Origin of the sequence: Arthrobacter sp. ZGTC131 (genome assembly GCF_002929275.1) — a bacterium.
Taxonomy (GTDB): domain Bacteria; phylum Actinomycetota; class Actinomycetes; order Actinomycetales; family Micrococcaceae; genus Arthrobacter.
The window spans coordinates 185,075-204,004 of record NZ_PJIK01000004.1; the positions used below are offsets into that span (position 1 = coordinate 185,075).

The following is an 18,930-nucleotide window of genomic DNA, read 5'->3' on the forward strand; positions in this document are numbered from 1 at the left end:
CCCGCGGGAGGGTCCTTGGTTAAGGGGGTTGCCGCGCTGCAGGCGGTTCCGCCGCAACCCGCGGGCGCCCTCGTGTTAAGTTGAAACATGCGGACAGACCTGTCCGCCTCTGCCCCCGGAAAGAGCCAACACGTGGAATCGCCTTCGCCCGTCCGAATACTGACCGTCTGCACCGGCAACATCTGCCGCTCCCCCGTGGCGGAACGTTTGCTGCAGGCCGGGTTGGACCAGGTGCTGCCCGGCGGCTTCGAGGTCCGCAGCGCCGGGACCCGGGCCATGGTGGGCGATCCGGTCCAGCCGCTGTCCGCGGGCATCATCCGCACCTTCGGCGGCACCGCGGACGGCTTCGCGGCGCGCCAGCTCACCGGCAAGATCCTGCGCAAGGTGGACCTGGTCCTCACCATGACCTCGGCACACCGCGGCGAGGTCCTCCAGTTGGACGCCTCCCTGCTGAAGCGCACCTTCACCATCCGCGAGTTCGCCAGGATGCTGGACGTGCTCGGGGAACGCGAAGGCCATGCGGGTGACGGCCAGGCCGCCCGGCACGGTCAGGACGGCCTCCTGAACGGCGAAAAGATCTGGGCCAACACCAAGCTGTGGCGCAAGCTGCCGGCACGCGCCGCTTCCGTGCGGCACCTTGCGCTGGCGCCCGACGCCGCGGACAACGACGTCGTTGACCCCTACCGCCGCACCCCCGAGTACTACCACCAGATGGAGGACGAACTGGCCCCGTCCATCATCTCCATCCTGCGCTTCGCGAGGCTGAACGCCCCCTCCTAAAACTGGCCTGCCGCCGTCGTTCTTTTCGGAGAACTTTGGTGGTACCTTCCGTTCATGGACTCCCGGCCTGATCCGGACAACACGGGCAGCGCAGCCCCCTCCGGAAGACCCGCGAAGCGCAAGCGGACGGCCTTCAAAGTGCTGCTGGCGGTACTGATTGTGATCCCGCTGGTGGCCACCGGGTTCGTCTTTAACCTGGCGCGGTTCTGGGACACCGAGACGGCCACGCTCGAAACGGAAAGCCCGTCGCCAACCGCCACGGCGACGGCCACAGCCACGCTGACGCCCGCCGCGAAACCGCCTCCCGCGGCCAAGCCGCTGAAGCCGCCGCCACCGCCCGCGCTGCCCATGAACATCCTGGTCCTGGGCAGCGACCACCGCCGCGGCGACCCGCCGGCGCCCAACGGCCTGCCCGACCAGCGAGCGGATGCCATCATGCTGATCCACCTCGCGCGCGACGGCCGGCACGTGTACGGCATCTCGCTCATGCGCGACACCTGGGTGCCGATTCCCGGCTTCGGCGAGGCCAAGATCAACTCGGCCCTGACGCTTGGCGGCGTGCCCCTTGTGGTGAGGACCGTGGAATCACTGTTCGGCCAGAAGATCCAGCACGTCATCTCGATGGACTTCGAGGGCTTCAGGGGCATCACCGAGGCGCTCGGCGGGGTGGACGTCAACGTCAGGGAAGCGTTCACCTCCACGCACGACACGCGCCAGCACTTTCCTGCGGGCGTGAACAAGCTGAAGGGCCAGAAGGCACTCGAATTCGTCCGCGAGCGCTACGCGTTTGGCGACGGCGACTTCAAGCGGATCGAGAACCAGCAGACCATGGTCCGCGCCACGTTGGCCAAGCTCCTCAATGCTAAGACCCTGTCCAACCCCGTGACCCTCTACAAGGTGGTCAACACGGCGTCCCGGTACATGAAGGTGGACAAGGGCCTCACCGCGGCCAAGCTCGCCAGCCTGGCGTACAGCCTCCGCAACGTCCGCATGCAGGACGCCGTGTTCTTCACCCTGCCCACGGCCGGATTCGGGTTCAGCACCGACGGGCAGTCCATCGTCCTGCCGGACCACGGCGCCATCTCCGCGGTCGGGGCCGCGCTGGGCAGAGACACCGTGGGCGCGTACGTCGCGCAGAACAGACCCCGCTGACGCTCCTGCTGATGACGACGGCGGGCGCCTTGTCGAGAAATGTCCGCGGCTGTACCTCCAGCGTTCACCCGGTATTCATGTTGGGCGACTGCAATTGTGTTAAGCGACCTGATCGCCGAAGTCACCGCAACGCAGCGGGAGTCGTCGCCCGCTAATGGAGGGAATGATCGACCATGCCAAAGCGTGCCACCAAGAACTTCGGAGCCCTGAGCCTGGCCTCGGCGCTCGTCGTCCTAACCGCCTGCGGGGGGCAGAACAATGCCTCGTCGGGAACCACAACCGGAGGAGGCGCCAGCGGCAGCGTCTCCGTTGACGGTTCCTCAACTGTTGCCCCGTTGACTGAGGCCGCCGCCACGAGTTTCCGCGGCAAGAACTCAGGCGTCAATGTCTCGGTTGCAACGTCAGGCACCGGCGGCGGGTTCAAGAAATTCTGTGCCGGGGAGACCGATATTTCGAACGCTTCCCGCCAGATCAAGGACGAAGAGGCCGCCGAGTGCAAGGCCAAGGGTATTGCGTACACCGAAATCGTGATGGCAAACGATGGACTGTCCGTCGTCGCGAACCCCGAAAACGACTGGGCCAAGTGCCTCACGGTCACGCAGCTGAAGAAGATCTGGGCCCCGGAAGCCGAGAGCAAGGTCAAGACCTGGAAGGACGTCGATCCCTCCTTCCCCGCTGAAAAGCTTGACTTGTTCGGCGCGGGCACCGACTCTGGCACCTTCGACTACTTCACGGAGGCCATCAACGGCGAGACCGGCGCCATCCGCACCGATTACAGCCCGTCCGAGGATGACAACGTAACCATCCAGGGCGTTCAGGGTTCAAAGGGCGCCTTGGGGTTCTTCGGCCTGTCCTACGCTGAGGAAAACCCTAACGCGGTCAGGATCGTCCCGGTGGACAACGGGGCAGGCTGCATCACCCCCTCCACCGAGACTGTCCAGAACGGCACCTACAAGCCGCTCGGACGGCCGCTGTTCGTATACGTTGCGAACAAGGCCTACACCGACAAGCCCCAGGTCAAGGAGTTTGTTGACTTCTACGCCGAGAACGCAGCTGCGATCGCCAAAGAGGCCCTGTTTATCGGCCTGACCGAAGAACAGTCCGTCAAGGCCAAGGAAGAGCTGGCCTCGATCGCCTAGCGGCCGCCGCTCGATAGCCAGCAGTTTCTGTCATGACAACCGTGCGTGAGACGGGCGGTCCGGCCAAAGCACCGGGCCGCCCGGCCCCGTTCACGTTCGCCGGCAAACCGCGTTACGGCGAACGCGTCATCCGTGTCCTGCTTGCCCTGGCCGCGGCCGTCACCATTGCCACGACCATCGGCATCCTGCTGGCACTGATAGTGCCGGCGCTCGGATTTTTCCGGGAGATCCCGGTGACCGACTTCCTCTTCGGTGACCGCTGGGCGCCGCGTTTCGCCAAGGCGTCCTTCGGGGTGGTGCCGCTGATTACAGCCACGCTGTGGACGACGCTTATTGCGCTCGTAATTGCCGTGCCGTTCGGTCTTGGGGCCGCCATGCTCCTGTCTGAATACGCCAGGCCCGGCCTTCGCAAGATACTCAAGCCGGTCCTGGAAATCCTCGCCGGCATCCCCACCGTGGTCTACGGGCTGTTCGCCCTGACCTTCGTGCAGGGCACAGTGTTCCGGCAGTGGCTTGGCCTGGGCACCGGCGCGTTCAGTGTCCTCGCTGCCGGCGTCGTCATGGGCATCATGATCGTTCCGACGGTCGCGTCTGTTTCCGAGGACGCCATGTCGGCGGTTCCTCAAGCAATGCGTCAGGGATCTGCGGCCCTGGGTGCCAACCGGATGCAGACCACGCTTCGGGTAGTTTTCCCCGCTGCACTGTCGGGCATCATCGCCGCTATCGTTCTGGGCGTATCCCGGGCGGTCGGTGAAACCATGATCGTCGCGATGGCCGCAGGCAGCCAGGCCCGCATAGTTTCCGGTCCCCTTGAACAGGGCCAAACCATGACCGGCTTCATCGCCAACGCCGCCCTGGGCGACTCCCGCGTGGGGTCCATCCAATACGACACACTCTTCGCGGTGGGTCTGTTGCTGTTCCTGATCACCTTGCTGGTCAACTTCGTCAGCATTGCCCTCGTCCGTAGATACAGGCAGGCGTACTAATGACAACCGGTCAGCGAAGCGTACTGGATTCCGTCAAACCACTCGGATACCGGGGGAAGAAGCTCAGCGGGGAAAAGAGCCCGGCATCGTTGGTGTTCCTGATCCTGATATGGGCCGCCCTGGCGGTGTCCTTCATCTTCCTTCTGGTGCTCATTATTACGACATTCGTGGAGGGCTTCGCCGTGATGCGGCCGGGGCTGTTCACCAACTATCCGTCGTCATCACCTCGGGACGCAGGAGCCCGGCCCGCCATTCTCGGATCCGTCTGGGTTGTCGCCGTCACTGCGCTTCTGACCATCCCGCTGGGGGTTGCGGCCGCTATTCATCTGGAAGAGTTCGCAGACAAACACAACAAGTTCAACCGCATGGTAGAACTGAACGTCCAGAACCTCGCAGCGGTCCCCTCCATCATTTACGGACTGCTCGCCTTGGCTTTCCTGTCCATGCTGGGATTCCAAAACAAGAATGTCGTTATCGGCGGAGCAATGGCACTGGGTCTGCTGATCATGCCGGTCATCATCATCGCCACGCGCGAGGCCATCAGGTCCGTTCCCCAGGAAATTCGCGAGGGTTCCATGGCGCTGGGGGCCACAAAGTGGCAGACCGTCTGGCGTCAAGTCCTGCCATCCGCCGTGCCCGGTATCGCCACCGGATCCATCCTGGCGCTCTCCCGGGCGCTGGGCGAAGCAGCTCCGCTGCTGGTCCTCGGCGGGCTGGTGTTCGTCAGCTTTGACCCCGACGGCATCATGAGCCAGTTCACCACCATGCCAATCCAGATCTTCAACTGGTCCAGCCGTCCCCAGGCACAATTCCACGAACTCGCCGCCGCGGCGAGCATCGTACTGCTTGTCCTGCTGGTCCTCATGAACGCCCTGGCCATCTACATCCGTAATCATTATCAGAAGCGGTGGTAACCCATGATCAAAGACACCGACACCGACGTTCCTGTACTCAAACCGGAAGAGGAGGCTCGACTGCACGAGCAGCACGGCGTGCCGGTCCACGTGGCACCCACACAGAAGCGCGGCAAGAACAATGATCGGGTGACTGATGCCATCCTGACCTGCGAGGACGTAAACGTGTTCTACGGTGACTTCCGCGCCGTCACGGGTGTCGACCTGGACTTCGCCCGCAACCAAATCACGGCGCTTATCGGCCCGTCCGGCTGCGGCAAATCCACCCTCATCCGGGTCCTGAACCGCATGAACGACCTGATCGACGGCGCGCGAGTAGAGGGCAAGGTCACCTTCCGCGGCGTGGACATGTACGCCAAGAACGTCGACGCCATCGAGGTCCGCCGCCGCATCGGCATGGTTTTCCAAAAACCCAACCCGTTTCCCAAGTCCATCTACGACAACATTGCCTACGGCCCACGGGTGATCGGCATGAAGGTCGCGAACATGGATGACCTTGTTGAGGAGGCCCTCACCGGCGCCGCACTGTGGACCGAGGTAAAAGACAAACTCAAACAGTCCGCGTTCGGCCTGTCCGGTGGACAGCAGCAGCGGCTATGCATCGCACGGACCATTGCCGTCAAACCCGACGTGATCCTGATGGATGAGCCCTGCTCCGCCCTTGATCCCATCGCGACAACCAGGATCGAGGATCTGATGGCGGAACTCCGCCGGAACTACACCATCGTGATTGTCACCCACAACATGCAGCAGGCAGCCCGCGTCGCCGACAGGACAGCCTTCTTCACGGCACTCGCTGACGAAGGCACGGGCGACCGGACAGGCGTCCTGGTTGAGTACGGCACGACAACCCAGATTTTCGAATCACCCCGCGATCAGCGGACCGAGGATTACATATCCGGCCGCTTCGGCTAAATTCGCCCATGAAAACCTCTCCCGCCCACAGTTCCGGCCCGGTTCCCCACAGATGGCGCTGGCCGCTAAAGGTCGTGGCGGTCACCGGACGGTCACCCATCACCGCCGACTCTGACCGGTCACTGATTCCCCGGGGAATCGAAATCTGCCGCTATCAGGATCCCGGCGGCGCGCTCGTGAGCATCGGATCCGACCCGCCCTCGCTGGTTCTGGTGGACACAGACATCGAAGGCTTTCCGCTGCCCGATTTTGTCCGGGTTCTCGTTGAGCAAGCAGACGTCCCTGTCCTTGTAGGAGTCCGGGGCGGTGCCGAGAGCCATGCCCAGGGTTTCCGGGCGCTGGAAGGCGGGGCGAGGGGACTGCTCGCCCTGCCATGTTCTGGAGAGGGGTTGGCGAGAGCCATCACCCAACTCAACTTGCCGGCCCCGATGGCGGCGGCTGTCCTGACCAACGGACCCATCGTGCTAAACACACATTCGCGCCGCGTGCTGGTTGCAGGCCAGGATGTGCATCTGACGAGGAGCGAATTCGACGCTCTGGCCTACCTTATGGCCGAAGCCCCCAGAGTCGTCCCTCTAGACGAATTAGAGGTGCACTGCGCACGTGAACGGCCCATGCATCAGGATGGACTGCGCATGGCCTTGGGCCGGGCCCGCCGGAAGATCGAAGCGCTAGGGATGCCCGCCGCCATTGAAAACGTGCGGGGCGTCGGCTATCGAATGTCCCTCTAGCCGGCGCCCGGACACGCGTTCGTGTACGGCACGCTGGGTAATGCGGGCTCCGTTACGCCCGGCTCGATGTCAGCTCGGCGAAGAGGGCCTGGACTCTGGCTTTGATGTCATCCCGGACCAGGCGCATCCGTTCCATGCCTTCGATGCCCCGCTCAGAGGGCTCGTCCGTTTCCCAGACCTCGAAGCGCGTCCCGTCGCGTGGCTCGAGCTTGGCTTCGGTGCCCAGGACAACCACGACGTCGACGGCGTTCAGCACCTCGTCGGTGACGGGCTTGGGGTGCTCGCCGGTGATGTCGATGCCGACTTCGGCGAGGGACTCCACGGACTGCGGATTCAGGGACTTGCCGGGTTTGGTGCCTGCGGAGTGGACCGTGATGGTTCCGCCGGCCAGCTCGTTCATCAGGCCGGCGGCGAGCTGGGACTTTCCGCCGTTCTTGCTGCACACGAAAAGAACGCTTGGCTTCTTGGCATCGATCCCGGGCGCGATGGACTGGTCTGTCATGGTGTCGGTTCTTCCTTGTTGAGCAGGGATGTGACGAGGATTCTGATTCGGTCGTGGATCTCGTCACGGATTGATCGCACGGTTTCAAGCGACTGGTCTGCCGGGTCCGTAAGCTCCCAGTCTTCGTAGCGCTTGCCCGGGTAGATGGGGCAGGAGTCGCCGCAGCCCATGGTGATGACCACATCCGAGGCGCGCACGACGTCGTCGGTGAGCGGTTTGGGGTAGTCCGCTGACAGGTCAAGGCCGATCTCGGCCATCGCCGTTACGACGGCAGGATCCAGTGCCGATGCCGGCATGGAACCGGCGGAGCGGACGTGGATCCTGCCTTGAGCTTCGGCGTTGAGAAGTGCGGCGGCCATCTGGGAGCGGCCGGCGTTCTGGACGCAGACGAACAGCACCTCGGGAACCTCGGAGGCGATGGCGCCCTTGGATGTGGCCAGGGCGTGGAGCCGGTCATTCGCGAAGTGTTCGGTGGTGGCCGGCAGATAGGCGGTGACCTTCGCGGTACGGGCCAGGGCAGTGTAGGACTCGAAGACGTAGCGCTCCACTGTTTCGGCGGCGAAGATCCCGGAATAGCGCGCGGAGAGGCGGCTGCTGATGCGGTGCAGGACCTCGGTGCTGTCCTGCAGTCCGAGTTTGATGTCGTGGTGGTCAGTCATTGCAGATGCTCCACTCTGGGTTCTGGAAGGGGCTCATAGATCAGGACTCGCCGGCGCGGCCGTGGGCCAGTCCGGTGGGGAAGCCGACCAGCACCGGTTCAGGTGTGGCGCAGCAGCCGCTCTCTGTGGAGGCCACGGCTGCGGGTACGTCGCAGCTGGTGCCGGCGTCGGTGGAGCAGACGCCGGTCTCGGGGAGTTCGAGGTGGACGGTGTCCGCGGCCTCGCGGTCCCCCGCCAGTGCGGCGACGACGGAGCGGACCTGCTCGTAGCCGGTGGCCAGCAGGAAGGTGGGCGCCCGGCCGTAGGACTTCATGCCCACGATGTAGAAGTCCTTGTCCGGGTGCGCCAGGACCGCGGCACCGTGCGGGGGAACGGTGCCGCAGGAGTGGAATTCGGGGTCGATCAGCGGGCCGAGCTCCACCGGCGCCTCGACGGCAGGGTCCAGGCTGAGCCGGAGTTCCCGCAGGATGTCCAGGTCCGGCCGGAAGCCGGTGCAGGGCACCACGACGTCGGCTTCCAGGGTGCGGCCGTCCACGGCTTCGACGGTCACGCCGGAATCGAGCGCTTTGAGGGAAGCGATGCCGAAGCCGGTGTGCAGTTCGATTTTTCCGGCCTCCACAAGCCGCCGGACCCGGCCGCCGAGCTGCCCCCGCGCGGGAAGCCCGTCGGCATCGCCGCCGCCGTAGACCTTCTCGGCGGAGTCGCCGCGGACGGCCCAAAGGATTCTGGTGTCCGGCTCTTCCCTGGCGAGGTCGGCCAGGCTGATGAGGGTGTTGGCGGCGGAATGGCCCGCACCGACCACCAGGACGCGGCGTCCGGCGAAGGTGCCTCGCTCCCGGCCGGTGACGTCGGGCAGCGGCGCGGAGATCCTTTCCGCCGCGCTGTCCTCGCCGATAGCGGGCAGGCCGGACGTGCCCAGCGGGTTGCGGCGGGACCAGGTGCCCGAGGCGTCGATGACCGCTGCCACGGTGTGGTCGCGGGTTTCGCCGTCCTGGTGCTCGACGCGGACGACGAACGGCGTGCTGTCGCGGTTGCGGACGTGGGTCTTGTCCAGCCCCTGCCGCGTCACGGCCACGACGCGAGCACCGGTCTGCAGCCGGGAGGCGATCTGCGGCAGCGCGGCCAGCGGGGCAAGGTAGGTGTCGATGAGTTCACCGCCGTACGGCAGTGCCGTGGGCCGGGGCGATTCCCAGCCGGAGCCTTCGAGCAGACGGACGGCGGCGGCGTCGAGGTTGAACCGCCACGGTGAGAACAGCCGGATGTGGCGCCAGTGCTCAATGGCTGCACCCGCCGTCGGGCCTGCCTCGAAGACCAGCGGCTCCAGGCCGCGCTCGAGCAGGTGGGCCACGGCGGCCAGGCCCACCGGGCCGGCACCGATGACGGCAACGGGAAGGTTCACCGTTGAATCCATGCTGTCCTCATTCCTATCAGATTGGTGATGTCAGTGGCCCAACTAGGTAGCAGTAGGTGTCGTTTTGACGGCCCGAAACGACACCTACTGCCACCTAGTTGGGCGGAAAGGCGGGGATCAGCAGCAGTCCTGATCGTCGTCGCAGCAGCCCGAGTCGCCGCAGCATCCGGTATTCATTCAGCTCACCTCCTCCCCCTGTACGGGTTAAGGCGTGGTGCGTTACGTGGCAGCCGGGACGAGGGAAGCGATCAGGCCCTCGATGCGGGTCCGGATCTCGTCGCGGATGGGGCGGACAGCATCGACGCCCTGGCCCGCGGGGTCCTCGAGGACCCAGTCCTCGTAGCGCTTGCCGGGGAAGTACGGGCATTCGTCGCCGCAGCCCATGGTGATCACCACGTCGGATTCCTTCACTGCCTCGGTGGTGAGGACCTTCGGGATCTCGGAGGACATGTCGATGCCGAGCTCGGCCATGGCCTCGACGGCGGCCGGGTTCACCTTGTCAGCCGGCTGAGACCCGGCGGAACGGACCTCGATCTCCCCCTTGCCAAGCGTGGTCAGGAAGGCGGCGGCCATCTGAGAGCGGCCGGCATTGTGGACGCAGACGAACAGGACGGAGGGCTTCTTGGTGATTTCGGTGCTCACGTGGTTTCTCCTGGAATCGGTTAGGTGACGGGTAAATCGGTCTGGCTAAGGTCTTCTCGCCCGTCCCTGCAGCGTCCATCTCAATATTGATGATGATCGATACAAGAAGTTTCGGGCCATAGATCGATAATTGTCAATATTTATCTGAATGGGCGCGTGGACGCTGTGGGCGTACGCGAGCTAGGCGGCGAGCATGCGCGGCGCGAGGCCGGTGATGCGGTGGGAGATGTCCATGAAAGCCCGCTCGAAGGCTTCCTCGGTTCCTAGGCGCAGCGGATCCGGGACTGACCAGTGCACTCCGCCCAGGCCGGTCAGCTCCTCATGGGCGTTGTCGCACACGGTCACTACGAAGTCCCCCTCCCCCGCGACGTCGTCAAGTCTCCGCGGAGGAAGGTCTGCCAGGTCCACGCCGTGGCGGCGGGCGACTTCGATTGCACCTCGGGCGATGCGGTCTGCCGGATGCGTTCCTGCAGACGCTGAGGGGATTTCGCTGACCTGCTGCCAGAGCGCGGTGGCCAGCTGGGACCGGGCACTGTTTCGCGTGCAGACGAACAGCATCCGGCGGGCCCCGTGTTCGCTCCCCGGCACCAGACCCTCGAGCGCGCCGGCAGCAAGCCGGATATAGCTGCGGCGCCGGTCGGCTTCTGAGCGGTGGCGGATTGTCAGCCCAGCCCCCTCCAGTGCGCGCAGGTGGTGGGAGAGCAGGTTCGACGGCATGCCCAGCTCCGCCTGCAGCTCCGAGGGAGAAGAGTCCCCAAGCGTCAGCAGGTCAACGATGCGCAGCCGCGCAGGATCGGCGAGGGCTGCGTGCTTGGCTACCCGCGCGTGAAATCCGGAAACTGCTTCAGTATTCATTGGTTCAATTTTGACTGAGCTAACTCTTTCGGTCAAGCTGTTGTCATGACTTCGAACCAGCCGCCACTGTTGCGCCGTGCCGTTGCCGAACTTTTGGGCACCAGCCTGCTCGTGATGATCGTGGTGGGTTCCGGGATCGCCGCGCAGCAGCTCTCCCCCAACGACGTTGGCCTGCAGCTGCTCCAGAACAGCACCGCCACCGTGCTGGGTTTGACGGTGCTGATCCTGGTGCTCGGGCCCGTGAGCGGTGCGCACTTCAATCCTGCGGTGTCCCTCGCCGACTGGATACTGGGCCGGCGCAGCGGCTCCGGACTGACCCTGCCGGAGCTCGGCACCTATGTCGTTGCCCAGACGGTTGGCGCGATCAGCGGCAGCGTGGTCGCGAACGCCATGTTTGAGGTGGGAACCTCCATCTCCGCCAAGGATCGAGCCACCACGGGTCACCTGCTGGGCGAGGTTGTTGCGACCGCCGGGCTCATCCTGCTGATCTTCGCCCTGGCCGCCACCAAGCGGGGCGTCCTCGCCGCTCCGGCCGTGGGCGCCTACATCGGAGCTGCATACTGGTTCACGTCCTCGACGTCGTTCGCGAACCCGGCCGTGACAGTCGGCCGCATCTTCAGTGACACCTTCGCCGGGATCGCCCCGGCGTCCGTTCCCGGCTTCGTGGTGGCGCAGCTGATCGGCGCGGCGGCAGGACTTGGACTCGTCCTCATCCTGTTCCCCTCCGCGGACCGCGCCGCGGACGACGTCATTCTCCCGCACAGTTCCAAGACGACTGGCTCGTAGCTTTCATCGATACCGGGCCGCTCCCCTCCAGCCAGGCAGACTCCTCCGGACTCGCTCCCGAGCTGGAGGCTGTGCGGCATCTATATTGATGATCGTCAATGTTGGTGCACAATGGGTACATGAAACTGTTGCCCGTTCTCGAGCCGGCTGCGGACGAAGCCTGCTGCGCCCCTGCGGGGATGCCTGCCTTGGGCGCGGAAGAGGCGAAGCAGAAAGCCCTGGTCTTCAAGGCGCTGGCCGACCCGAACCGGCTGCGCCTGCTCTCCATCGTCAAGGCCGAAGCCTCCGGTGCATCGTGCGTGTGCGACCTGACCGGGCCGCTCGACCTGGGCCAGCCCACGGTGTCCCACCATCTGAAGATCCTGGTCGCGGCCGGGCTGCTGCACCGCGAAAAGCGTGGCACGTGGGCCTATTACTCCTTGGTCCCCGGGGCCCTGGAAAAGACGGCCGGACTCCTGGCCACTTTGTGACAGTCGCGGAAGCGCCCGCAACGGCTACCGCGGCGTCGGGCCCTTGATTGAAGTGCGTGCGCTTGTTGCACTTGTTATGCGGCTCTTTGGGGGCGCACACGCTGCTTCACCGATTCCGTATCCGCCTAGGTTCCCGAAACGCCGAACCGTCTAACCGCCTCACCGCCTCACCGCCAGGAGACCACAATGACTTTCACCGCCGGCACCACTGGCAGCACCGCCACCGCCAGGAAACCGTCCGTCCTGTTCGTCTGTGTCCACAATGCCGGCCGCTCCCAGATGGCCGCCGCCTTCCTGACGTCCCTGGCCGGCGGCAGGATCGAGGTCCGCTCCGCCGGGTCCCAGCCCGCGGACAAGGTGAACCCCGCCGCCGTCGAGGCGATGGCCGAACTCGGCATCGACATGTCCCGGGAAATCCCCAAGATCCTCACCACCGAGGCCGTCAAGGAGTCCGACGTCGTCATCACCATGGGCTGCGGCGACGAATGCCCGTACTTCCCCGGCAAGCGCTACGAGGACTGGGTCCTCGAGGACCCCGCCGGCCAGGGCATCGACAGCGTCCGCCCCATCCGCGACGAGATCCGGACCCGCATCGAGGGCCTGATCACCGAACTGCAGCCCGCACTGCACCCCGACGCCCAGTAACTGCACGCCCACTCACCCCAATGTCCAACGAGCTTGAGGAAACGGAGCCAGCCGTGCGTTCCAAAAACGCGAAGCCTAAGAACGTCAGCGCCGAGAATTTCAACACGGAGCAACTGATCATCATCGGGTCCGGGCCCGCCGGCTACACCGCCGCGATCTACGCGGCCCGCGCCGGACTGGAACCGCTGGTGCTGGCCGGGTCCGTCACCGCCGGCGGCGCGCTGATGAACACCACCGACGTCGAGAACTTTCCCGGGTTCCCGGAGGGCATCCAGGGCCCCGAGCTCATGGACGGCTTGCAGCAGCAGGCGGAGCGTTTCGGCGCCAAGGTGGTGTTCGACGACGTCACTGAAGTGACGCTGTCCGGGCACCTCAAGCGCGTGATTACCGGCGGCGGCGAGATTCACCAGGCGCCGGCGGTCATCCTCGCCACCGGCTCCGCGTACAAGGAACTCGGCCTGCCCGAGGAGAAGAAGTTCAGCGGCCACGGCGTCTCCTGGTGCGCCACGTGCGACGGGTTCTTCTTCCGCGACCAGGACATTATCGTCGTCGGAGGCGGCGATTCGGCGATGGAGGAGGCCACTTTCCTGACCCGCTTCGGGAAGTCCGTGACCGTCGTCGTCCGCAAGGGAGAACTCCGCGCCTCCCGGATCATGGCCCAGCGCGCCAAGGACAACCCCAAGATCAGTTTCGCGTGGAACTCGGCCGTCGCGGAGATCCACGGCAACGGCAAGGTCAGCGGCGTCACGCTCAAGGACACCCGCACCGGCGAAACCCGGCAGCAGTCCGCCACCGGGCTGTTCGTCGCCATCGGGCACGTGCCGCGGACCGAGCTGGTGGTGGGGCAGGTGGAGCTGGACGCCGAGGGCTACATCAAGGTGGAGTCGCCCACCACCTGCACCAACCTTTCCGGAGTGTTCGCGTGCGGCGACGCCGTGGACCACCGCTACCGCCAGGCCATCACAGCCGCCGGCACCGGCTGCGCCGCGGCCCTGGACGCGGAGCGCTACCTCGCCGCGCTGGACGACGCCGACAGCATCGCCACGGCCCTGGTGGAGGAACCCACCCACGCCTGACCCGCGCCCGCTGCCGGACCCACTAGCGAAACGGAAGCGCTGTGCCCTGCTGGAAGGGCAGGACTCCTTGGGCGGGCGTCATGGTGAACCACTCGCCGCCCTGCTGGTTGGCAAAAATGATGACTCGCTGATCGGTGTCGAGCGGGTCGCCGTCCGGGTATGACTCGCCTCCGGTGCAGGTCTGAGGCATGGAGGAAATGCTGAGGTTCCCACTGCCGTGGTTACCTTTGAGTACTCGCTCGACTTCTACAAGGTGGGTCGTGGCCCTGTATCCGTAGATGCTGGTCTCGCCTGCCTGGCTCAAAGACTTTCCGATCAGCACCATGCCGGCATGGTCGTATTGGTCTTGAGGAGTCGCGAACCGGACCCAGTCCACGCACGTTTCGCTGCCACTGCCTGGAAACGTTTCGCCGCCGCTGCCTGGAATGAGACTGCACCCGGTTCCAAGAACAGCCACCAGGAGTCCTACCTGCGCCATCGGTACAAGCTTCCTCATGCAACGAAGCTACGCGCAGCCGCGGACGCGTACTACTGAGGCCCTCAAGTTGGAATAGAAACGAAACGGACTGGGCGCGAATGAACATCTTCCCGTTATTCTGTAAAGTCCAGACACCCGGTCGGCTGTAGTCGTGCAGATCGGGTGCAGGTGTCAGTTCCCCGCGATGATGTGGTTACTCCACCCGTTTGTGTAGGTCTCCCGGGTTGCCCAGGCGCTCTTGTTCGCTTGGTAGTAGTGAAGGACGCCAGCCGAGTCGCGTGCCCTCAGGCCGACTGAGCCGCTGCCGTGGAGCCCCGAGACAGTGTGTATGGAGTCCATGGTGTTCCATCCGCTGCCGATGGTTGCACGGTTTTCGGAGATGAAGGAGCCGGCACCGTTGGTGCGGAACAGCTTCAGTTGGCCGGATGAGTTTTTGGCAACGACATCAATGTTGCCGTCCTTGTCCCAGTCCAGCAGGTTGAAGGAGAGCCCTTTCCAGCCGGTGCCGATCTTCACCGGTGCTGACAGGGCTTTGCCAGAAGGGTTGGCGTAGTGGAGCAGATCACCGGTGATATTGTTCCTGGCGATGATGGACGGGTACCTATCCGCCTTCTTCCATTTGCCCACAGTGATCTCGTGGTTCAGCCAGCCGCTGCCGATGATGTGCGTCTTGAATTGACCGTTTGTGAGTCCCTCATGGTAAGTCAGGGCACCGTTCAGAGTGCCCGTGCCCGCCTGGTCCTGGACGATCATGTCCGGAACGCCGTTCGTGTCGGCGTTCCAGTTGGTGACGAAGAAAGCCTTCGGGATCGGAGTCCCTGCCGGCCCAATAGCCCGTCGCTCCGGTGTCACGCCCGGAGTCATCCAGGCATAGGACCAGAGACCGCCTTCGGGGTCATAGGCAGCCACACTGGATGTTGAGCTAATGGAGTAGTCCCAGTGGGTTCGCGACGTGTCCGTTGTCTGGGCACCTGCGATGGTGCGGGGATTCCACCCATAGGTGAACGTCTCCCGGTGCCCCCAGGCGCTCTTGTTTGCCGGGTAGTAGTGAAGAACGCCAGCCCAATCGCGTGCCCTCAGGCCGACCGAGCCGCTGCCGTGCAGCCCTTCGACAGCATGGATGGAGTCCATGGTGTTCCATCCGCTGCCGATGGTTGCGCGGTTCTCGGAGATGAAGGAGCCGGCACCGTTGGTGCGGAACAGCTTCAGTTGACCGGATGAGTTTTTGCCAACAACATCGGTGTTGCCGTCCTTATCCCAGTCCAGCAGGTGGAAGGACAGCCCTTTCCAGCCGGTGCCGATCTTCACCGGTGCTGACGGGCCCTTGCCGGACTGATTGCCGTAGTGGAAGAGATCACCGGTGATATTGTTCCTGGCGATGATGGACGGGTACTTATCCGTCTTCTTCCACTTGCCCACAGTGATGTCATAGTTCAGCCAGCCGCTGCCGATGATGTGGTCATTGAATCCGCCGGTGCTGATTCCCTCGCGATATGACAGGGCGCCGTCATGGCCCTGCACTATCAGGTCCGGTACACCGTTCGGGTCGGCGTTCCAGTTGGTCACGAAGAAAGCCTTCGGGATCGGTAGCCCCTGCCCGATGACCCGGCTCTCCGGTGTCACTCCTGGAGTCATGCTCGAAAAGGACCAGAGATTACCGCCGGGATCATAGGCAGCCACGTTAGCCGTTGAGTCTATGGAGAAATCCCAGGAGGTATGGGGCGTGTCCACCGCCTGGGCTGGTGGTGTGAGGATTGAGCCGCAGAGGGCGGCGACGAGGGCTCCCAGCCCTGCTCTGGTCAGAATGGCTTTTTTCACGTGGCTGCTGGGCCTTCCCCAATTATTGTTAGAAACACTGGACGTGTTTCCACGGAGGCTACCCTTTTTCAATCGAATGTAAAAAGCATTTCTGCGCGACCGAACGCTTTGTAATCGAACCGGTATTTCCCCTGAAAAAAGTCGGGCTTGTGTCATAAACCGAGACCCCGGAAAGCCGCATTCATATCTCCGCGCCCCTGCACCCGACCCTCGACATTCGCAGGGTGGGGACCACCCGTCGAGCAGTGAAAAATCGCCATTCTCAACTAACAGTCACAGGCAGTTCGCACACAAGAAAAGCCAACAAGCGAAGCGTTCCACGTTCGCATAAGCGATGAAGCCGTTCGGGGTCAGGAGATCTCAGGACCGGAACCATGAAGTGGAGGCGCCGCGAGCAGCCAGGTTTCCTTGACCGCTCACCTTGGCGGTCACATCCTGAGTGGGTAGCGAGGAGACACCTCGCACAATGCCGAGGAGTCCCGCATGCGAAAAGTGCTGATATTGCTTCTTGTCCTCCCCTTCCTTGTGTTCGGAGCGCCGTCCGCGCAGGCGGCGACATGCACGATCGACCCCCAGGACGGCCCGGTAACCGGGCAGGTCGGGACCGAGCTCACGTTTTTTATCACCGTGACCGGTTGCGCGTCGTCGAACAAGCAGCCGTCGTTTAAGGTCGTCGACGGCCGCGTTCCCACGGGTATGAAGGTATTCGACTTCGCTGGTAGCTCCGGGCTGGTTAACGGAGTCCCCAGGACTGCCGGTACCTTCACCTTCACGGTCCAGGTCACGGACGAGACCCGTGCGACCGACACCGAGACCTTCACGATCGAGATCCAGCCAGCTGAACCGCCGACGATCACCACTCAGGCGCTCTCCAACGGAATGGTCGGCGAGTTCTACTGCTGTGGCAACCTGTTCGCCAGCGGCGGGGTCCAGCCCTACACTTGGTCGGTGGTCGCGGGGGCGCTTCCTCCCGGTCTGGAACTGCCGAAGCGGGAGAACACCATCTCGGGAACGCCCACCACTGCCGGGACGTTCACCTTCACCGTCCGCGTCACCGACGACGCGGGTGCCTTCAGCGAAAAGGAGCTCTCCATCACGATCAGTTGAGCGTCAGCCGAAGCCTGCCAAACTTGCCGACGGCGGTACGCCACGAGTCCCCATCTGGTGACGTACCGCCGTCGGCCCTGTCTGAGGACCCTTCGGTCAGGGGACCAACGCGCGCTCTATACAGCCGAGCCGCCGCGGCGTACCGTGAATGACCGTGAGCCGACTATCACTACCGCAACGTGCAGCCCGGGCAGTGGGCGAGAGTCCCCTGTCGGAACGGGTGGCTGAGGTCCAAGAGTTCATCTACGGACCGGTTATCACATGGGCGCGGCGCAGCCCATTTCACACCAGCGTCCTCGGACACTCGGTGCATCCGCCACTAACCGACCTGACGCTAGGGTGTTGGGTCAGCGCATCCATCCTCGACATGGCAGGAGGATCTCGAGGGCGTCCCAGCGCCACCCTCTTGGTCGGAGCCGGGCTCGCGGCGGCTGGACCGACCGCTCTCGCAGGCACCAGTGACTGGGCGGGTATGACGGGCAGCGAGCGTCGGATCGGAGCGGTGCACGCACTGGGCACCGACATCGCCATCTTCCTCCTCCTTGGGTCCCTGATCGCGCGGATGCGCGGCCGCTATTCCAGCGGCATAGGACTCGCCCTCGCAGGAAACGTGATACTTGCAGGAGCCGGGTTCCTGGGCGGGCATCTGGCGCTCAATCGCGGAACCGCCCGCCGGACCGTGCACTAGCCCCGGCTGTGGGCCACCGACCGGCGGGACCGGCTAACGGCCTCCCGACGGCGAGGCGCAGCGCCAGTTGAATCGGGCTAGCATCGGTGGATGGTGCGAATCGTTGACTACTCGCCAAAGTATCGGGAAGAAGTACTCGCCCTTTCGCTGAGAGCCTGGGCGCCGGTGTTCCCTTTAGTTCGCGATGCGGTGCCCGGCTTTGTTTACGAGGCCTTCTACCCATCGGGGTGGGAGGAACGCCAGTACCGCGATATGGCGGCTGTTCTTGATGGTGAGCCGGAAAACGTAGCGATCGCGGTTGAGGGGAATCAGCTGGTGGGTTGGGTATGTACTCGGATTCACCCGGAGGACAACATGAGTGAGGTGTATGTTCTGGCTGTGGATCCGGTCCACCAGAGGAAGGGGGTTGGTCAAGCCCTCATGAATCATTCTTTCGATGCAGGCCGTTTGGCTGGCATGAGCATGGTGCTTGTAGAGACCGGTGATGATCCCGGCCATGCACCTGCCCGGCGCGCATATGAGGCAGCTGGATTCGAACGATGGCCAGTAGCGCGCTACTTCAAGAAACTTGGCGATTGAGGACGGTTTGCCCCGTGGCCTGAGGCGAAGAACGTCAGCTTGAGGGAGAGCGGCAGCTTGCAGAAAGGGAGGCCGGTGCTGCACGCCCGGCCTCTCTTTCCCCTAGCGGAGGAAGCACTACTCTACCCGGATCATCCCGTCAGGGAATCGATTCAGTAGAAGGAGATCGAGGGCAACCGTCAGTCAGATTCTGGCACGAACGGCTCCGCCGCCGGCCATGGTGCATTTGCAGGTGGACGCGAGTTCGTCCGTAACAACATCGGTGATTTCCGCGGTCCAATCCGTGACGCCGCTCCAGCGACGCACTGCCGGTGTGGGGCGTTCACGTCCTGGAGCGGGAGAGGGCCGCCGGGCGTGGCATTGAAGGGCGCGCTGCCGCGCCCGGCGCACTGACCGGAACCAGTTACGGGTCTAACTGCCCGGCCAGATGACACAGCCTGAGGGCGCCACCTTGAGGAAACCTCGCGGGACCCTATGACGCCGGAACCGCGGCACACCGCGCATCCCCCCAAGTGAACTACGCGGATAGAGACAAGGCCTCGACACCGCCCTGCTCCGTCCGCCACTGCAAAAGGCCTCCGGGTATTTTCAGCGTCT

21 protein-coding genes are annotated in these 18,930 nt (G+C 64.2%); 14 read left to right on the forward strand and 7 right to left on the reverse strand.

The genetic code is table 11. From position 1 onward, the window contains the following. The first annotated feature begins 132 nt into the window (after positions 1 to 132). The 7 genes from CXQ90_RS07670 (at position 133) to CXQ90_RS07700 (ending at position 6,617) form a co-directional block, all read left to right on the forward strand. The gene (locus tag CXQ90_RS07670; protein ID WP_104138174.1) at positions 133 to 780 is read left to right on the forward strand and encodes a low molecular weight phosphatase family protein; all 648 of its coding nucleotides are present in this window, start codon (positions 133 to 135) and stop codon (positions 778 to 780) included. 54 nt (positions 781 to 834) lie between these two features. Continuing rightward, entirely contained in the window at positions 835 to 1,932 is a 1,098-nt protein-coding gene (locus tag CXQ90_RS07675) for an LCP family protein (RefSeq protein ID WP_104138176.1), read from the forward strand. 173 nt (positions 1,933 to 2,105) lie between these two features. Next, positions 2,106 to 3,071, forward strand: a complete 966-nt coding sequence (locus CXQ90_RS07680) for a PstS family phosphate ABC transporter substrate-binding protein (protein ID WP_104138177.1) — start codon at positions 2,106 to 2,108, stop codon at positions 3,069 to 3,071. Between the two features lie 32 nt (positions 3,072 to 3,103). After that, positions 3,104 to 4,057, forward strand: coding sequence for a phosphate ABC transporter permease subunit PstC (pstC, locus tag CXQ90_RS07685; protein ID WP_104138179.1), 954 nt, complete (start codon positions 3,104 to 3,106; stop codon positions 4,055 to 4,057). Beyond that, positions 4,057 to 4,971: a phosphate ABC transporter permease PstA gene (pstA, locus tag CXQ90_RS07690; RefSeq protein WP_104138180.1), complete on the forward strand. Its 915-nt coding sequence runs from the start codon at positions 4,057 to 4,059 to the stop codon at positions 4,969 to 4,971. The genes pstC and pstA overlap by 1 nt, the downstream gene beginning before the upstream one ends. Positions 4,972 to 4,974: 3 nt before the next feature. After that, positions 4,975 to 5,886, forward strand: coding sequence for a phosphate ABC transporter ATP-binding protein PstB (gene pstB, locus CXQ90_RS07695; protein WP_104138181.1), 912 nt, complete (start codon positions 4,975 to 4,977; stop codon positions 5,884 to 5,886). 8 nt (positions 5,887 to 5,894) lie between these two features. Continuing rightward, complete coding sequence (locus CXQ90_RS07700) at positions 5,895 to 6,617, forward strand: winged helix-turn-helix domain-containing protein (RefSeq protein ID WP_104138182.1); 723 nt, start codon at positions 5,895 to 5,897, stop codon at positions 6,615 to 6,617. A gap of 52 nt (positions 6,618 to 6,669) precedes the next feature. Here CXQ90_RS07700 and CXQ90_RS07705 read toward each other — a convergent pair whose 3' ends face one another. From CXQ90_RS07705 to CXQ90_RS07725, 5 genes are all read right to left on the reverse strand, one after another. Continuing rightward, positions 6,670 to 7,119 carry a low molecular weight phosphatase family protein gene (locus CXQ90_RS07705; protein ID WP_104138184.1) on the reverse strand — a complete coding sequence of 150 codons (450 nt, stop codon included), beginning with the start codon at positions 7,117 to 7,119 and terminating at the stop codon, positions 6,670 to 6,672. Continuing rightward, a complete protein-coding gene (locus CXQ90_RS07710; RefSeq protein WP_104138185.1) occupies positions 7,116 to 7,778 on the reverse strand; it encodes an arsenate reductase ArsC in 663 nt (220 codons plus the stop codon). The genes CXQ90_RS07705 and CXQ90_RS07710 overlap by 4 nt, the downstream gene beginning before the upstream one ends. Before the next feature lie 40 nt (positions 7,779 to 7,818). Then, positions 7,819 to 9,189, reverse strand: coding sequence for an FAD-dependent oxidoreductase (locus tag CXQ90_RS07715; protein WP_104138187.1), 1,371 nt, complete (start codon positions 9,187 to 9,189; stop codon positions 7,819 to 7,821). A 219-nt stretch (positions 9,190 to 9,408) separates the two neighbouring features. Next, positions 9,409 to 9,831 (reverse strand): arsenate reductase ArsC, encoded by a 423-nt coding sequence (locus CXQ90_RS07720; RefSeq protein ID WP_104138188.1) that lies wholly within the window; start codon positions 9,829 to 9,831, stop codon positions 9,409 to 9,411. A gap of 180 nt (positions 9,832 to 10,011) precedes the next feature. Next, entirely contained in the window at positions 10,012 to 10,686 is a 675-nt protein-coding gene (locus tag CXQ90_RS07725; RefSeq protein WP_104138190.1) for a helix-turn-helix domain-containing protein, read from the reverse strand. A 45-nt stretch (positions 10,687 to 10,731) separates the two neighbouring features. Here CXQ90_RS07725 and CXQ90_RS07730 point away from each other — a divergent pair, with 45 nt between their 5' ends. From CXQ90_RS07730 to trxB, 4 genes are all read left to right on the forward strand, one after another. Next, complete coding sequence (locus CXQ90_RS07730) at positions 10,732 to 11,472, forward strand: MIP/aquaporin family protein (protein ID WP_104138191.1); 741 nt, start codon at positions 10,732 to 10,734, stop codon at positions 11,470 to 11,472. Positions 11,473 to 11,591: 119 nt separating this feature from the next. Continuing rightward, positions 11,592 to 11,942: a metalloregulator ArsR/SmtB family transcription factor gene (locus CXQ90_RS07735; protein ID WP_104138343.1), complete on the forward strand. Its 351-nt coding sequence runs from the start codon at positions 11,592 to 11,594 to the stop codon at positions 11,940 to 11,942. Between the two features lie 186 nt (positions 11,943 to 12,128). Beyond that, positions 12,129 to 12,587 carry an arsenate reductase ArsC gene (locus CXQ90_RS07740; protein WP_104138192.1) on the forward strand — a complete coding sequence of 153 codons (459 nt, stop codon included), beginning with the start codon at positions 12,129 to 12,131 and terminating at the stop codon, positions 12,585 to 12,587. 53 nt (positions 12,588 to 12,640) lie between these two features. Next, on the forward strand, positions 12,641 to 13,663 hold the full coding sequence (gene trxB, locus CXQ90_RS07745; protein WP_104138193.1) for a thioredoxin-disulfide reductase: 1,023 nt from the start codon (positions 12,641 to 12,643) through the stop codon (positions 13,661 to 13,663). Between the two features lie 22 nt (positions 13,664 to 13,685). On the opposite strand, the gene CXQ90_RS07750 is transcribed toward trxB, so the two are convergent. Then, on the reverse strand, positions 13,686 to 14,159 hold the full coding sequence (locus CXQ90_RS07750; RefSeq protein ID WP_146068857.1) for a hypothetical protein: 474 nt from the start codon (positions 14,157 to 14,159) through the stop codon (positions 13,686 to 13,688). A 153-nt stretch (positions 14,160 to 14,312) separates the two neighbouring features. Next, a complete protein-coding gene (locus tag CXQ90_RS07755; RefSeq protein WP_146068858.1) occupies positions 14,313 to 16,115 on the reverse strand; it encodes a hypothetical protein in 1,803 nt (600 codons plus the stop codon). A 327-nt stretch (positions 16,116 to 16,442) separates the two neighbouring features. Here CXQ90_RS07755 and CXQ90_RS07760 point away from each other — a divergent pair, with 327 nt between their 5' ends. The 3 genes from CXQ90_RS07760 (at position 16,443) to CXQ90_RS07770 (ending at position 18,333) form a co-directional block, all read left to right on the forward strand. Further along, positions 16,443 to 17,066, forward strand: a complete 624-nt coding sequence (locus CXQ90_RS07760) for an Ig domain-containing protein (protein ID WP_104138198.1) — start codon at positions 16,443 to 16,445, stop codon at positions 17,064 to 17,066. 148 nt (positions 17,067 to 17,214) lie between these two features. Beyond that, positions 17,215 to 17,754, forward strand: coding sequence for a DUF2231 domain-containing protein (locus CXQ90_RS23150; protein WP_308470547.1), 540 nt, complete (start codon positions 17,215 to 17,217; stop codon positions 17,752 to 17,754). A 90-nt stretch (positions 17,755 to 17,844) separates the two neighbouring features. Continuing rightward, positions 17,845 to 18,333, forward strand: a complete 489-nt coding sequence (locus CXQ90_RS07770) for a GNAT family N-acetyltransferase (protein WP_181038476.1) — start codon at positions 17,845 to 17,847, stop codon at positions 18,331 to 18,333. Positions 18,334 to 18,930: the final 597 nt, after the last annotated feature.